Below are 12,671 nucleotides of genomic sequence, written 5' to 3' on the forward strand. Positions count from 1 at the left end.
GTCCCTGATCAAATCGAGACGTACCGATGAGCAGCTACACCGCCCCGCTTTCCGACCTCCGTTTCGCCCTGCACGACGTGCTCAAGGTCGAACCCCTGTTCGCCCGCCTGGGCTTCACCGACGCCACCGCCGACGTGGTCGATGCCGTGCTGGAAGAAGCCGGCCGCTTCAGCGCCACCGTGCTGGCCCCGCTCAACAGCGTCGGCGACGAGATCGGCTGCGCGCTCGACCAGGCCACCGGTGAAGTGACCACCCCGCCCGGCTTCAAGCAGGCCTACGACCAGTTCGTCGATGGCGGCTGGACCGGCCTGACCGCCTCGCCGGAGCTGGGCGGCCAGGGCCTGCCGCACACCCTGGGCGTGCCGCTCAACGAAATGATCAACGCCGCCAACCTGGCGTGGGGCAACTTCCCGCTGCTCTCGCACGGCGCCATCGAAGCGCTGAAGCAGCACGGCGAAGCCTGGCAGCACGAAGCCTTCCTCAAGCCGCTGATCGAAGGCCGCTGGACCGGCACGATGTGCCTGACCGAGCCGCACTGCGGCACCGACCTGGGCCTGCTCAAGACCAAGGCCGAGCCGAATGCCGATGGCAGCTACGCGATCACCGGCACCAAGATCTTCATCACCGCTGGCGAGCACGACCTGACCGGCAACATCGTGCACCTGGTGCTGGCCAAGCTGCCTGACGCCCCTCCGGGCGCCAAGGGCATCTCGCTGTTCGTCACCCCCAAGTTCAAGGTTGACCGCGATGGCAACGTCGGCGAGCGCAATGCACTGCGCTGCGGCTCGATCGAGCACAAGATGGGCATCAAGGGTTCGGTCACCTGCGTGATGAACTTCGATGGTGCGCAGGGTTACCTGGTCGGCCAGCCGCACAAGGGCCTGCAGGCGATGTTCACCATGATGAACACCGCGCGTCTGGGTGTGGGCCTGCAGGGCATTGGCCTGTCCGAGCGCGCCTACCAGAACGCGCTGAAGTACAGCCGTGAGCGCCTGCAGTCGCGCGCCCTCAGCGGCGCCAAGTTCCCGGACAAGCCGGCCGACCCGATCCTGGTCCACCCGGATGTGCGTCGCATGCTGCTGACGGTGAAGTCGCTGGTCGAGGGCAGCCGCCTGCTGGCCCTGCACGCTGCCACCCTGATCGATGTCGCACACCATGCCGAGGACGCCGCCGAGCGCGAGCGCGCCGACACCCTGGTGAGCTTCCTCACCCCGATCTCCAAGGCCTGCCAGACCGAGTGGGGTATCGAGAACACCTACAACGCCCTGCAGTGCTTCGGTGGCCACGGCTACATCCGCGAGCACGGCATGGAGCAGCTGGCGCGCGACGCCCGCATCACCACGCTCTATGAAGGCACCACCGGCATCCAGGCACTGGACCTGATCGGCCGCAAGACCGCGTCCAGCCAGGGCGCCGGCCTGAAGCTGATGCTGGCCGAGATCGAAGCCTTCGCCAAGGAACACGAGGGCAACGAAGCGCTGGCCGAGTTCATCGGCCCGCTGCGCGCAAAGGCCACCGAATGGGGCAAGCTGACCCTGGACGTGCTGCAGCGCGCGGCCGCCAACCCGGACGAACTGGGTGCGGCCAGCTACGACTACCTGTTCTATTCGGGGTACGTGGTTCTGGCCTACTGGTGGGCCCGCAGCGTGGCCGCCGCCGATGCCAGCGCGCATGGCGCCGCCTTCGCCCAGGGCAAGCGCGAGACCGCGCGGTTCTACTTCGCCCGCGTGCTGCCGCGCACGCTCGGCCATGCCGCCGCCATCCAGGCCGGCGCCGCCCCGCTGATGGCGATGGACGACGAGCGCTTCGGCGCCTGAGCCGGGCTGCCGCGGTAGTGCCGGCCGCTGGCCGGCAACCGCAAAAGCAACAGCTGGATCCCGGTGGATGGCGGGGCGGTGTGGGCTGGCAGGACACGCCGTAAACCCCGCTCCGCGGTCCGGCCCAGCCGCTGGCGGCTGTGCGTTCGGGCGCTTGCGAAGCAGTGCTTCGCAAGCAAAGCACCCTCACCCTTGGGGGCTCGATGGCGCCTTGCTCGTGTGCGCTGTCCTGCGCACACGGCAAGACCGGGGTTGGGGCGTCCTGCCCAACCCGCCCGAGGCATGCCTCGGGCCCATGGCGCCGACGGTCCTGCCAACCCACACCGCCCCGCCTCTGACAGTTCCCCGCGATCTGCGTAGATCCACGCCACGCGTGGATGAAAACCACCGAAATCCCTCTGGAGAAGAGCCCCCCTTTGTTAAGGGGGGCGCACCGACAGGTGCGGGGGATAGGAGGAATGCGCGGACCTGAATCTTGCGATTTGGGTTTCGCCCACAGGGCGATACCCAAATCGCAATGATTCAGGTATAAGCTGTTCTCCCGATGGAGACAGACACTACACGCTTGGGTCTGATCGAAGCCGGAGCTCCGTTTTCTGCTCCGGGCGCCGAAGCATCGCCCAACGCCACGACGCTGCATCGCCCCGGTTCGGTCCGGCTGCTCTCGCTTGATGCCCACGGACGCGTACTGGACTGGATCACCTGGCAGGATGCGGCGTGCCTCTACGCCCGCGAAGCCGTCGCCTGGACACTCGGCGATCCCTGCCTGCACATCCACGGCGGCACAAACCGCTTCAGCGGCCTGCAGAGCGGGATGGACCTGCACCCGATCATCGCCGCGCGCGGCCACGCCCGCTCCCGCGCGATCGACCCGACGCCGAACCTGACCAACCCGGCCCTGTTCGCCCGCGACGCCCACCTGTGCATGTACTGCGGCCAGCAGTTCAACCGCCCCACGCTCACCCGCGACCACGTCATGCCGCTGTCCAAGGGCGGCCTGGACTGCTGGGAAAACGTGGTCACCGCCTGCTTCCACTGCAACTCGCGCAAGAGCGACCGCACCCCGCAGCAGGCCGGAATGCCACTGCTGGCGGTGCCCTACCGGCCCAGCTGGATCGAGCATCTGATCCTGTCCAACCGCAACATCCTGGCCGACCAGATGGCCTTCCTGAAGGCGCAATTGCCGAAGCGCTCAAAACTGAGCACCTGAATCGCCGAAAATGCAACCCTCACCGTCCTGTCACGGGCGGCGGCGTTTGCTTGCCCCACCCCCGTTTGAGGGCGAAAATGGGCGTTCAGAACAAGTGCGAACATGATGATCGACTCTGCCCGCTATCCCCGCCTCGCGCGCATCCAGACACCGGATGACCTGCGCACGTTCGACGAATCCGAATTGAGGGCGGTCGCCGACGAACTGCGTGCCTACCTCATCGAGTCGGTGGGCAAGAGCGGCGGCCACTTCGCCGCCGGTCTGGGCGTGATCGAACTCACCGTGGCCCTGCACTACCTGTACCAGACCCCGCAGGACCAGCTGGTCTGGGACGTCGGTCACCAGACCTACCCACACAAGATCCTGACCGGTCGCCGCGACGAGATCCACACCGTCAAGCAGAAGGACGGCGTGGCACCGTTCCCGAAGCGTGAAGAGAGCGAGTACGACACCTTCGGCGTCGGCCATTCGTCGACCTCGATCTCGGCCGCGCTCGGCATGGCCATCGCTCGCCAGTCCGAAGGCGACAACCGCCAGGTCGTTGCGGTGATCGGTGACGGTGCGATGACCGCCGGCATGGCCTTCGAAGCGCTGATGCACGCCGGCGGCATGGAGCCGGAACCGAATCTGCTGGTGATCCTCAACGACAACAACATGTCGATCTCCGAGGCGGTCGGCGGCCTGACCAAGATGCTCGGCCGTGCTACCGGCAGCCGCACGCTCAATGCACTGCGCGAAGGCGGCAAGAAGATCCTCGGCGACAAGAAGAACAACCCGGCGCGCTTCGTGAAGCGCTGGGAAGAACACTGGAAGGGCATGTTCGTGCCGTCCACGATGTTCGAGGAAATGGGTTTCCACTACACCGGCCCGATCGACGGCCACGACATGCCCGCCCTGCTGTCCACGCTGAAGACGCTGCGCGCCTCCAAGGGCCCGAAGCTGCTGCACGTGATGACGACAAAGGGCAAGGGCTACGAGCCGGCCGAAGGCGATCAGATCGGCTACCACGCGGTGGGTCCGTTTGATCCGGACAAGGGCCTGGTGGCCAAGGCTGGCGCCAAGAAGCCCACCTATACCGACGTGTTCAGCGACTGGCTGTGCGATGCCGCCGCCGCCGAGCCGCGCCTGTACGGCATCACCCCGGCGATGCGCGAAGGCTCCGGCCTGGTGCGTTTCAGCAAGGAATTCCCGCAGCGCTACTTCGACGTGGCGATTGCCGAACAGCACGCGGTCACGCTGGCCGCCGGCATGGCGACCCAGGGGGGCAAGCCGGTGGTGGCGATCTATTCGACCTTCCTGCAGCGCGCGTACGACCAGCTGGTACATGACGTGGCCATCCAGGACCTGGATGTTCTGTTCGCCATTGACCGCGCCGGTGTGGTCGGCCCGGACGGTGCGACCCATGCCGGCAACCTCGACCTGAGCTTCCTGCGCTGCGTTCCGAACATGGTGGTGATGGCGCCATCCAATGAGGCCGAGTGCCGGCAGATGCTCAGCACCGGCCTGCAGCACCCGGGCCCAGCCGCCGTGCGCTATCCGCGCGGCACCGGCACCGGCGTGGCTGCCGGCACCGACCTGTCCACCCTGCCGATCGGCAAGGGCGAGTTGCGCCTGCAGGGCAGTCGTATCGCCCTGCTCGCCTTCGGCAGCACCGTGGCCGCCGCCGAACAGGTTGGCCGCGAACTGGGCCTGAGCGTGGTCAACATGCGCTTCATCAAGCCGCTGGACCGCGAGCTGGTGCTGGCTGTCGCCGCCCAGCACGAGGGGCTGGTGACGATCGAAGACAACGTGGTGGCCGGTGGCGCCGGCTCCGGCGTCGGTGAGCTGCTCAATGCCGAAGGCGTGCTGCGCCCGATCCTGCACCTGGGCCTGCCCGACAGCTACCAGCACCACGCCAGCCGCGAGGACCTGCTGGCCGAAGCCGGCATCGACGCCGCAGGCATCCGCGCGGCCGTACTCAAGCGCTGGCCGCAGCTGGCTGCCGGGACCCCGCCGCTCAGCGCGGCAGGCTGAGACCGGTCACCACCCGGTGGATCCACGCATGGCGTGGATCCACTGCGGAACAGGGGTCGATCCACGCCATGCGTGGGGACAGATCAGGGAGCCCCAGCCCTCAGCCGTAGCTGACCGCTTCCACGAACGCGCCGCTGGCCTCCACCCGCACCGCAGCGCGCTGCCCGGTGTCGACGAAGTGGAGGCGTGCAAGGGTTTCAGCGAAATCGTAGGCCCGGGCACCATCGCGGAACTCGATCGGTTCCGGCCGGTCCGGGTGCAGCACGCGCCATTGGCGTTGCTCGCATTGCAGGCGGATCAACATGCAGCTCACTCCTTGAGGCAGCGTATCGACGGTGGCGGGATGGGCGTGCCGGTTACGGCAGACTTCATCGCGGCGGATCAGGGGCACGCAGAGGTGCCCTGATCGCAGAAGATACGACGTTCAAAATGTGAGCTGTATCAGATTATTCTGATTTTCGAGGCGCGTGCTCAATTCACCTGGAACTGCGCCCGGCAACCGTCGCTGACCCAGATGCCACGGCGGTCCCAGCCCCAGGTCTGGCCCTCGATGCAGGCGCTGCGTGAATCCTGGCGGACCAGGCGCACACCACGACGGATGCGCGCATCGCAGTACTCCTGGCGATGACCGTTGGAATGGCAGGTGATCACCTCACCCCCACCCCAGCCATTGCCACCATTGCCCCAGCCGTTGCCATGGCCACCACCCCAGCCACCGCCGCGGCGGTACTCGCCAACGAACTCGGCACGACAGCCCTGGGTAACCCAGACACCATAGCGCGATTGTCCCCAGGTCTCGCCTTCCACGCACGGCGAGCCCGACAACTGGCGGATCATCCGGGCACGGCCTTCCAGGCGGCATTCATTGCTGCGGTTCTTGATCGATTCGCAGCGTACGATGCCGCCGCCATCACGACCGCCGTAGCGATCGTCGTCATAACCGTAACCATAGCTCTGCGCCTGCGCGCCGCCCGCGGCCGCCAGCATTGGCAGCAGGGTGCAGGCCAGGGTGCGCCAGGTGAGTGCCTTGCCCATCGGGATCTCCGGATGAATACGATGGCGCAAGCATCGAGGATTCGTGGCGCGGCGCACAGGGGGGCGCCCCACGGCGGTTTTTTCCCCATTCAAACAACTCAACCGTGGCTGACTGCGCCTCAGCCGGTGGTGTCAACTTCCGACGTGGAGTGCGTCCACCGAATTGCCGAGCGCCTCGACCCGTACCGTGCTGCGCTGGCCGGTACGGCGGTGGTGCTCCAGGGCCCGCGCCGCAGCGACATCGAAAGCCTCGGCGCCCCGTGCATAACGGGTGGCGTCATGCGCCTGCGGATCCAGTACGGACCAGTGCCGGGCGTTGCATTGAACGGTAATGACCATTGGAAGACTCCTGCGGAATGAAGGCATGCCGGCAGCGGAAGGCCCTGAGCGCCGGTACACCATCAGGCTAGCGAGCACCTCCGGGATGGCCTATCAGATTTGTACGAAAATGCCGCGCCGGACTGTCAGACCGCCCCGCCCTCACATCCCTGAGGCCGTTTAGTGAATCCCTTTCGTGACCCTTGTCACGGAGTTGACAGAGCTTCACACTACCGTCACCAACAGGGGCCCCTTCCACATGCGCACCTTCTTCTCGCAGCAGCGTTGGACGTTGCTGAAGTTCTACTTCGTGGCCAGCTATCTGGTGCTGATCGAGGAACTGATCCGCGCCGCCCTGCACTGAGCACTTGCTGCCGTTTTTCCTGCGGCCGACACTGTTGCTTTAGGCACGGAGCTCCGCCGATGAAATCCCTTCTTCTGATTCCCGCGCTACTGGTCCTGGTCGCCTGCGCCAGCCCCGACAAGGCACCCACGCACGCCCAAGCGACAGCCACGCCGGTGGTCGGCGGTGATCGCGATGCGCATGGCTGCATCGGTTCGGCCGGCTACCAGTGGTGCGAGCACAGCCAGCGTTGCGAACGCCCGTGGGAACTGGCGCAGGCACAGGGCCTGGCCAACACCGCCGAAGCCATCAACGCCTATTGCGCAAAGCCGGCCAGCCCGGCGCGCAAGTGAGTCGCGCCCACCATGGCTGAGCTGAGTCCGCTCCCCCCCCTGGCCCCGGGCCGCTACCGCCACTTCAAGGGCGGCGAGTACGAAGTGCTGGACATCGTCCGCAGCAGCGAGACCCTGCAGCCGATGGTGCTGTACCGCGCGTTGTATGGCGAAGGCGGCCTTTGGGTACGCCCGTACGCCATGTTCGTCGAGCAGGTGCCCGGCGAGCACGGACTGCAACCACGTTTCGCCCGCGTCGACGCATGACGGTTCCGCTGCCGGTCCAGGCCGGCAGCGCGCGGCAACACAGCGGGCCTGCGCTACAATCGTACCGTCCAGTCGGTTTCTTCCCACCATGTCTGCATCCCCCTCCCGTTCGCGCCGCAAGGCGCCCGACAGCGTGCGCCAGTCACTGCTGCAGGCCACCATTGAAGTGATCGGCCGTAACGGCCTGGCCGCGCTGACCGTGCAGGACGTCGCGCAGGCCGCTGGTGTCAGCAAGGGTGCGTTGTTCCATCATTTCAGCAGCAAGCAGGCACTGGTGGATGAAGCGGTCGGAGCGCTCATCGGCGAGTTCGAAGCGCGGGTACGCGCCCTGCTGCAGGAAAATCCCGAAGGCCATGGCCGTTTCAGCCGCGCCTATGTGCAGGCCAATTTCGAGCATCTGCTGCAGCAGGAGCAGGACAACGACATCGGCCTGACCCTCGGCAACCTGATGGAACCGCCCCTGCTCGCGCATTGGCGCACCTGGAAGCGTGCGATGCTGGCCGAATTCGCCGGCGAAGCCAACGATCCCCGGCTGTACGCGGCGCGCTGCGCTGCCGATGGCTACTGGGCCACGGCCTATGGGCGTCCACTGGACGAGGAGGAACGTGCCAACGCATTGGCCATGGCCGAGCAGGCCCTGAAACTGTGCGACCCGCAGTGAGCTGGAGCGCGCAATGAATCCCTACCTGTACCTTGCTGCCGCCATCGTGCTGGAAGTGATTGCCACATCACTGCTGAAGGCGTCCGACGGCATGAGCCGGCTGGCGCCGACGCTGGGCGCGCTGGTCGGCTACGGGCTGTGCTTCTACCTGTTGTCGATGACCATGAAGTCGATTCCGACCGGCATCGCCTACGCGATCTGGTCCGGCGTCGGCATCGTGCTGATCTCGCTGATCGGGCTGGTAGTGTTCAAGCAGCGCCTGGATGCACCCGCGTTGATCGGCATCGGCCTGATCTGCGCCGGTGTACTGGTGATCAATCTGTTCTCGCGCAGCAGCGCACATTGAGCACGCTGCTGCGCGATCAACGCTAGCTGACCTTCTTCGCTACGGTCATGCCGAGCAGGAACAGCACCACGGCGATGATGATGCCGGCCCAGAACAGGAACTTGGCGATGCCGACCGCGGCACCGGCAATGCCACCGAAGCCGAGCACGCCCGCAATGACGCCGATGATGGCGAAGATGATGGCCCACTTGATCATGTCAAACCTTTCCCCGCAGGGACTGCGTACTGGATGATCAGGCTAGGCCGTGGCCGATGCGGCAGTCGTGAACAGGCCGCGTGCGCGGCGTGAATCAGCGCGGACGGAAGCGCAGCAGCGCGACGGCAAACGCCAGGAACACGCTGCCCACCAGCCGCTCGAACCAGCGTCGTGCAAACGGCTTGGCCAGCCAGCGGCGCAGGCCATGGCCACCGGCTGCATACATCACGTACCAGAACAGTTCGCAGGCGGCGAAGGTGGCCACCAGCACGCTGTACTGCAGTGCCTGGCCGCGTGACGGATCGACGAACTGCGGCAGGAACGCCGCCGCGAACAGCAGCAGCTTGGGATTGCTCAGGCCCACCAGAAGGCCACCACGGAACACGGTCCAGGCACCAAGCGTCGGCGTCATCGGCAGTGCGGCATCCACCGTCACCGCAGGCGCGGGACGGCAACTATCGCGCCATGCCTTCAGGCCCAGCCAGGCCAGGTAGGCCACACCCAGATAGCGCAGCACTTCGAACAGCATCGGCGAGGAATGAAGCAATGCGCTCAGGCCAGCAGCGGACGCGGCCAGCACCAGCAGCATCGCCAGCAGGCAGCCGGCCATCGCCGGCACACTGCCGCGGAAGCCGAGTCCGACGCTGCGGCCGAGGATATGCAGCATGTTCGGCCCCGGCGTGCCACACAGAACAAACACCGTGGCCAGGAACCACCACCAGGTATGCAGGGCCATAGCGCACATCCACTTCAGAAGACGCAACCAGCATAGAACGCGCCTGCAGCGCGCGGCACATACAGCACAGCGTGGATGTGGTGGTTACAGAGGCCGGCTCAGGCAGCGAGCGCGTCGCGCCGTACCAGTACCTGGTCGATCAGGCCCCATTCGCATGCCTGCTCGGCACTCATGAAACGATCGCGGTCCAAGGTCTGCTCGACGTCCTCGACACTGCGTCCGCAATGCTGCGCATACAGTCGGGTGATGCGCTGCTTGGTGCGCTGCATCTCCTCGGCGTGGATGAAGATGTCCGAAGCTTGGCCCTGCACCCCGCCCAGCGGCTGGTGCACGTGCAGGCTGGCATTGGCCAACGCCGCGCGGTGACCGGGCTCGCCGGCCATCAGCAGGAACGAACCCATCGACCGTGCGGTGCCCATGCACAGCGTATGCACCGGGGCCGAGATGTATTGCATCGTGTCGTACATCGCCAGGCCGCTGGAGATCGCCCCACCCGGCGAGTTGATGTACAGATGGATCGGCTTCTCCGGGTTTTCCGATTCCAGGAACAACAACTGCGCGCAGACCAGCGCCGACACGGCGTCATCGACTTCGCCGTTGAGAAAGATGATGCGCTCGCGCAGGAGCCGCGAGTAGATGTCATAGGAGCGCTCGCCCCGCTCGCTGCGCTCCACCACCATCGGTACCAGCTGCATTCTGTCCGGCATGTGCCTGCTCCTTGTCCGGTGGGATTGAGGCGCCACCTCAGGCCGCGCGCATCATGGTGCGATGATCGTCGTTGGCGGCCAACGGCAGCGGCGTGCGCAGGTCGGTGAGCCGATGCACGATGGTCAGCACCGTCCCCCCACTGTCATCCGCGCGCAGCTGGAAACACACCAGGCTGTGCAGATGTGGGGGCTGCGCATCGCGCAAGTGGAACCCCAGCTCCCGTCCTTCCTCGCACAGGCAGGGCTGCGGGTCGGCAAGATCGGCTGCAGGCAACCAGCGCTCACGCAGCGCTGGATCGCACAGTGCGCGCCAGACCCGTCCCGGTGGCGCTGGCAGCCGTTGCTCCATCACCAAGGCGGGAGCCGCTTCGTTCAGAACGTCGTCCATCAGTCCATCTCCTCCAGCAGGTTCTGCAGTGCGGACATCCGCGCCGGCCAGTAGGCCCGGTAGCGCTGCAACCAGCGGCCGATGTGGGCCAGCCCGCGCGGATCGACCTCGTAGTGGACGAAGCGGCCTTGGCGCTGCTCATGCACCAGTCCGGCATCGCGCAGCACTGCCAGGTGCTGGGACATCGCAGACTGGCTGATCGCCATGCCCTCGCGCAGCGCGCTGGCATGCTGCCCGCCCTCGGCCAGCTTTTCGAAGATATGGCGGCGGGTGGGGTCGGCCAGCGCCTTGAACAGGGCGTTCTCGATCATGATCAATACATTAGTGTCCACTAATGTTTAATGCAACCCTCCGATCTGCTGTGCTGCAATGACAGCCTCTTCCCTGGAGCAATGCATGAAGACCCTTGGCCTGATCGGCGGCATGAGCTGGGAAAGCTCGGCCCAGTACTACCGGCTCATCAACGAGGACGTACGGCAGCGCCTCGGTGGCGCGCACTCCGCGCAGCTGCTGCTGTGGTCGGTGGACTTCGCCCCGATCAAGCAGCTGCAGCACGACGGCGACTGGGATGCACTGGGCGACCACATGGTCGACGCCGCACGACGCCTGCAGGCCGGTGGTGCCGATCTGCTGCTGGTCTGCACCAACACCATGCACACGCTGGCCGACCGCATCGAGGCGGCCTGCCCACTGCCGCTGCTGCATATCGTCGACCCCACCGCCCAGGCCATCGTGCAGGCAGGCGCACGCAAGGTGGGCCTGCTCGGCACCGCCTTCACCATGGAGCAGGACTTCTACCGCGGCCGGCTGCAGGATCGCTTCGATCTGGAAGTGCTGGTGCCCGATGCCGATGACCGGCGCAGCGTGCACGACATCATCTACCAGGAGCTGATTGCCGGCGTGGTCAGCGAGCACTCACGGCAGGTCTATGCCGGCGTGATCGCGCGACTGGTGGCGCGCGGTGCCGAAGCGATCATTCTTGGCTGCACCGAGATCATGCTGCTGGTACGCCCGGAGGACAGTGCAGTGCCGTTGTTCGATACCACTGCCCTGCATGCGCGGGCTGCCGTGGACGCAGCACTGGCCTGATCCTGCCTTCGGTGCAGCGCGGAATCAGTCCGCGCCCTGCACTTCCAGCGCGGTGATCAGCCACTCGACCACCGCCTGGGAATCGCACAGGAAGAAGATGGCATCGCCGGAGCGCGCTTCGGTAAGCAGGCGATAGACCGTGATCGCCACCGCCGACTGGTTGGCGATGAACACTTCCGGGCTGCGCGGCCCTTCGCTGTGGCCGGCAACCGCGTGCAGCGCCTTGCGTGCGGCCACGGTCGCAGCCGGGTCCGCGCTGCGGGTCAGTTCCGGCCCGCGCAGGCCCCAGGCAATGAACACATGCTTGCCCTTGAACGTGGTGTCCAGGACCCGCACCTCGGCGCCGCCTGCGTCGGCCGAGCGATGAATGACGGTACTGCTGATCAACGCAACCCCCTGTGGTCGTCGTGGTCCGCGCATCCTCCCCCACAGGCCGCCCGCACACCAGTGACGGCAGCCACAGGCTGCGCCGACAGGCGTGGAAGACATGTAAGAAGGTGTAAACCGATGCGATCGGATGTGCAGCGATGATACGGGATGTAAGCCTCTGCATGGGCCCGTGCGCACTACTAAATCCTTACTGAGCCACATCCGGAACGATGCGTTCCGACGGCCCCGTGCTGGGTCATTCTTGCCGCCCGAATCCACGCTCGAGGCTCCCTATGACCCTTCGCCCGCTGCTGCCGATCACCGGCGCCGCCCTTGTCCTGCTGCTGGCCGCCACCGCCGTGGCCGCCCAGGACTACGACACTGATCACATTCCAGCGCTGCGCTGCGAATCCCAGTTCAACAAGACCGAGCAATGCCCCATCGAGGGCCCGATGCGCCTGGCCAGGCAACTGTCGGTCACCCGCTGCGTGGAGAACCAGAACTGGGGCCAGAGCCGCCGCACGTTATGGGTGACCGACGGCTGCCGCGCCGAGTTCGTCGCCGATGGATACGGGCGCTGGCCGGGACGTGGCCGCGGCCGTGACCGCGACAACGAGGGTGAACGCCTGGTCTGCGAGTCCTACGAGAACAAGGACAAGGAGTGTCGGATTCGCGTTCGTCACGAGGTACGGCTGGTCAAGCAGAAATCGGTGACGACCTGCATCGAGGACCGCAACTGGGGCTGGGACCGTCGCGGCGTGTGGGTCAGCGACGGCTGCCGTGCCGAGTTCCGGGTGTATTGACTGCCTGCCACGCGCTGGCTGCAACGCGTAGGCGTGCGTGC

Annotated in this window: 18 protein-coding genes; 9 read left to right on the forward strand and 9 right to left on the reverse strand. The window is 66.2% G+C overall.

What is annotated here, in order from left to right; all coding sequences use genetic code 11:
- Window positions 1-26 precede the first annotated feature (26 nt).
- From N5D45_RS17440 to dxs, 3 genes are all read left to right on the forward strand, one after another.
- The gene (locus N5D45_RS17440) at window positions 27-1,817 is read left to right on the forward strand and encodes an acyl-CoA dehydrogenase C-terminal domain-containing protein (RefSeq protein ID WP_197656539.1); all 1,791 of its coding nucleotides are present in this window, start codon (window positions 27-29) and stop codon (window positions 1,815-1,817) included.
- Between the two features lie 544 nt (window positions 1,818-2,361).
- Window positions 2,362-3,027, forward strand: coding sequence for an HNH endonuclease (locus N5D45_RS17445; protein WP_019336875.1), 666 nt, complete (start codon window positions 2,362-2,364; stop codon window positions 3,025-3,027).
- 105 nt (window positions 3,028-3,132) lie between these two features.
- A complete protein-coding gene (dxs, locus tag N5D45_RS17450) occupies window positions 3,133-5,040 on the forward strand; it encodes a 1-deoxy-D-xylulose-5-phosphate synthase (RefSeq protein ID WP_057504371.1) in 1,908 nt (635 codons plus the stop codon).
- A gap of 100 nt (window positions 5,041-5,140) precedes the next feature.
- Here the strand turns inward: dxs and N5D45_RS17455 are convergent, their stop codons facing one another.
- The 3 genes from N5D45_RS17455 to N5D45_RS17465 all read right to left on the reverse strand — a co-directional run bounded on the left by N5D45_RS17455 (window position 5,141) and on the right by N5D45_RS17465 (window position 6,414).
- The gene (locus tag N5D45_RS17455; protein ID WP_005417823.1) at window positions 5,141-5,344 is read right to left on the reverse strand and encodes a hypothetical protein; all 204 of its coding nucleotides are present in this window, start codon (window positions 5,342-5,344) and stop codon (window positions 5,141-5,143) included.
- A 167-nt stretch (window positions 5,345-5,511) separates the two neighbouring features.
- Window positions 5,512-6,075 carry a DUF3011 domain-containing protein gene (locus N5D45_RS17460; protein WP_010486507.1) on the reverse strand — a complete coding sequence of 188 codons (564 nt, stop codon included), beginning with the start codon at window positions 6,073-6,075 and terminating at the stop codon, window positions 5,512-5,514.
- 132 nt (window positions 6,076-6,207) lie between these two features.
- The gene (locus tag N5D45_RS17465) at window positions 6,208-6,414 is read right to left on the reverse strand and encodes a hypothetical protein (protein ID WP_010486505.1); all 207 of its coding nucleotides are present in this window, start codon (window positions 6,412-6,414) and stop codon (window positions 6,208-6,210) included.
- A gap of 402 nt (window positions 6,415-6,816) precedes the next feature.
- On the opposite strand from N5D45_RS17465, the gene N5D45_RS17470 reads away from it, so the two are divergent.
- From N5D45_RS17470 to N5D45_RS17485, 4 genes are all read left to right on the forward strand, one after another.
- Window positions 6,817-7,089 carry a hypothetical protein gene (locus tag N5D45_RS17470; RefSeq protein ID WP_043401896.1) on the forward strand — a complete coding sequence of 91 codons (273 nt, stop codon included), beginning with the start codon at window positions 6,817-6,819 and terminating at the stop codon, window positions 7,087-7,089.
- A 12-nt stretch (window positions 7,090-7,101) separates the two neighbouring features.
- Window positions 7,102-7,335 (forward strand): DUF1653 domain-containing protein, encoded by a 234-nt coding sequence (locus tag N5D45_RS17475; RefSeq protein WP_197656538.1) that lies wholly within the window; start codon window positions 7,102-7,104, stop codon window positions 7,333-7,335.
- A gap of 88 nt (window positions 7,336-7,423) precedes the next feature.
- Complete coding sequence (locus N5D45_RS17480) at window positions 7,424-7,996, forward strand: TetR/AcrR family transcriptional regulator (protein ID WP_279939365.1); 573 nt, start codon at window positions 7,424-7,426, stop codon at window positions 7,994-7,996.
- Between the two features lie 13 nt (window positions 7,997-8,009).
- Window positions 8,010-8,342: an SMR family transporter gene (locus N5D45_RS17485; protein WP_005410423.1), complete on the forward strand. Its 333-nt coding sequence runs from the start codon at window positions 8,010-8,012 to the stop codon at window positions 8,340-8,342.
- A gap of 22 nt (window positions 8,343-8,364) precedes the next feature.
- Here N5D45_RS17485 and N5D45_RS17490 read toward each other — a convergent pair whose 3' ends face one another.
- The 5 genes from N5D45_RS17490 to N5D45_RS17510 form a co-directional block, all read right to left on the reverse strand.
- Window positions 8,365-8,538, reverse strand: coding sequence for a DUF1328 domain-containing protein (locus N5D45_RS17490; RefSeq protein ID WP_006380555.1), 174 nt, complete (start codon window positions 8,536-8,538; stop codon window positions 8,365-8,367).
- A 94-nt stretch (window positions 8,539-8,632) separates the two neighbouring features.
- Window positions 8,633-9,274, reverse strand: a complete 642-nt coding sequence (locus tag N5D45_RS17495) for a LysE family transporter (protein WP_019336882.1) — start codon at window positions 9,272-9,274, stop codon at window positions 8,633-8,635.
- Window positions 9,275-9,372: 98 nt separating this feature from the next.
- A complete protein-coding gene (locus N5D45_RS17500; protein ID WP_197656536.1) occupies window positions 9,373-9,981 on the reverse strand; it encodes an ATP-dependent Clp protease proteolytic subunit in 609 nt (202 codons plus the stop codon).
- Between the two features lie 37 nt (window positions 9,982-10,018).
- Window positions 10,019-10,369, reverse strand: coding sequence for a polyketide cyclase (locus N5D45_RS17505; RefSeq protein WP_197656535.1), 351 nt, complete (start codon window positions 10,367-10,369; stop codon window positions 10,019-10,021).
- Window positions 10,369-10,680, reverse strand: coding sequence for a metalloregulator ArsR/SmtB family transcription factor (locus tag N5D45_RS17510; protein WP_010486485.1), 312 nt, complete (start codon window positions 10,678-10,680; stop codon window positions 10,369-10,371). Before N5D45_RS17510 ends, N5D45_RS17505 begins: the two co-directional genes overlap by 1 nt.
- An 85-nt stretch (window positions 10,681-10,765) precedes the next feature.
- Here N5D45_RS17510 and N5D45_RS17515 point away from each other — a divergent pair, with 85 nt between their 5' ends.
- On the forward strand, window positions 10,766-11,458 hold the full coding sequence (locus tag N5D45_RS17515; protein ID WP_049434133.1) for an aspartate/glutamate racemase family protein: 693 nt from the start codon (window positions 10,766-10,768) through the stop codon (window positions 11,456-11,458).
- A gap of 24 nt (window positions 11,459-11,482) precedes the next feature.
- On the opposite strand, the gene N5D45_RS17520 is transcribed toward N5D45_RS17515, so the two are convergent.
- Window positions 11,483-11,878 (reverse strand): hypothetical protein, encoded by a 396-nt coding sequence (locus N5D45_RS17520; protein ID WP_012511691.1) that lies wholly within the window; start codon window positions 11,876-11,878, stop codon window positions 11,483-11,485.
- A 242-nt stretch (window positions 11,879-12,120) separates the two neighbouring features.
- Here N5D45_RS17520 and N5D45_RS17525 point away from each other — a divergent pair, with 242 nt between their 5' ends.
- A complete protein-coding gene (locus tag N5D45_RS17525) occupies window positions 12,121-12,630 on the forward strand; it encodes a DUF3011 domain-containing protein (RefSeq protein ID WP_010486479.1) in 510 nt (169 codons plus the stop codon).
- Window positions 12,631-12,671 lie beyond the last annotated feature (41 nt).

The organism is Stenotrophomonas sp. GD03819, assembly GCF_029841665.1.
GTDB classification, from domain to species: Bacteria; Pseudomonadota; Gammaproteobacteria; order Xanthomonadales; family Xanthomonadaceae; genus Stenotrophomonas; species Stenotrophomonas geniculata.

What these genes read in the sequence shown, in the direction of transcription:
- N5D45_RS17515 (WP_049434133.1), top strand. Translation starts at nt 10,766, where the DNA reads ATGAAGACCCTTGGCCTGATCGGCGGCATGAGCTGGGAAAGCTCGGCC.
- N5D45_RS17445 (WP_019336875.1), top strand. Translation starts at nt 2,362, where the DNA reads ATGGAGACAGACACTACACGCTTGGGTCTGATCGAAGCCGGAGCTCCG.
- N5D45_RS17495 (WP_019336882.1), bottom strand. Translation starts at nt 9,274, where the DNA reads ATGGCCCTGCATACCTGGTGGTGGTTCCTGGCCACGGTGTTTGTTCTG.
- N5D45_RS17485 (WP_005410423.1), top strand. Translation starts at nt 8,010, where the DNA reads ATGAATCCCTACCTGTACCTTGCTGCCGCCATCGTGCTGGAAGTGATT.
- N5D45_RS17465 (WP_010486505.1), bottom strand. Translation starts at nt 6,414, where the DNA reads ATGGTCATTACCGTTCAATGCAACGCCCGGCACTGGTCCGTACTGGAT.
- N5D45_RS17500 (WP_197656536.1), bottom strand. Translation starts at nt 9,981, where the DNA reads ATGCCGGACAGAATGCAGCTGGTACCGATGGTGGTGGAGCGCAGCGAG.
- N5D45_RS17470 (WP_043401896.1), top strand. Translation starts at nt 6,817, where the DNA reads ATGAAATCCCTTCTTCTGATTCCCGCGCTACTGGTCCTGGTCGCCTGC.
- N5D45_RS17440 (WP_197656539.1), top strand. Translation starts at nt 27, where the DNA reads ATGAGCAGCTACACCGCCCCGCTTTCCGACCTCCGTTTCGCCCTGCAC.
- N5D45_RS17525 (WP_010486479.1), top strand. Translation starts at nt 12,121, where the DNA reads ATGACCCTTCGCCCGCTGCTGCCGATCACCGGCGCCGCCCTTGTCCTG.
- N5D45_RS17480 (WP_279939365.1), top strand. Translation starts at nt 7,424, where the DNA reads ATGTCTGCATCCCCCTCCCGTTCGCGCCGCAAGGCGCCCGACAGCGTG.
- dxs (WP_057504371.1), top strand. Translation starts at nt 3,133, where the DNA reads ATGATCGACTCTGCCCGCTATCCCCGCCTCGCGCGCATCCAGACACCG.
- N5D45_RS17455 (WP_005417823.1), bottom strand. Translation starts at nt 5,344, where the DNA reads ATGTTGATCCGCCTGCAATGCGAGCAACGCCAATGGCGCGTGCTGCAC.
- N5D45_RS17475 (WP_197656538.1), top strand. Translation starts at nt 7,102, where the DNA reads ATGGCTGAGCTGAGTCCGCTCCCCCCCCTGGCCCCGGGCCGCTACCGC.
- N5D45_RS17490 (WP_006380555.1), bottom strand. Translation starts at nt 8,538, where the DNA reads ATGATCAAGTGGGCCATCATCTTCGCCATCATCGGCGTCATTGCGGGC.
- N5D45_RS17510 (WP_010486485.1), bottom strand. Translation starts at nt 10,680, where the DNA reads ATGATCGAGAACGCCCTGTTCAAGGCGCTGGCCGACCCCACCCGCCGC.
- N5D45_RS17520 (WP_012511691.1), bottom strand. Translation starts at nt 11,878, where the DNA reads ATGCGCGGACCACGACGACCACAGGGGGTTGCGTTGATCAGCAGTACC.
- N5D45_RS17505 (WP_197656535.1), bottom strand. Translation starts at nt 10,369, where the DNA reads ATGGACGACGTTCTGAACGAAGCGGCTCCCGCCTTGGTGATGGAGCAA.
- N5D45_RS17460 (WP_010486507.1), bottom strand. Translation starts at nt 6,075, where the DNA reads ATGGGCAAGGCACTCACCTGGCGCACCCTGGCCTGCACCCTGCTGCCA.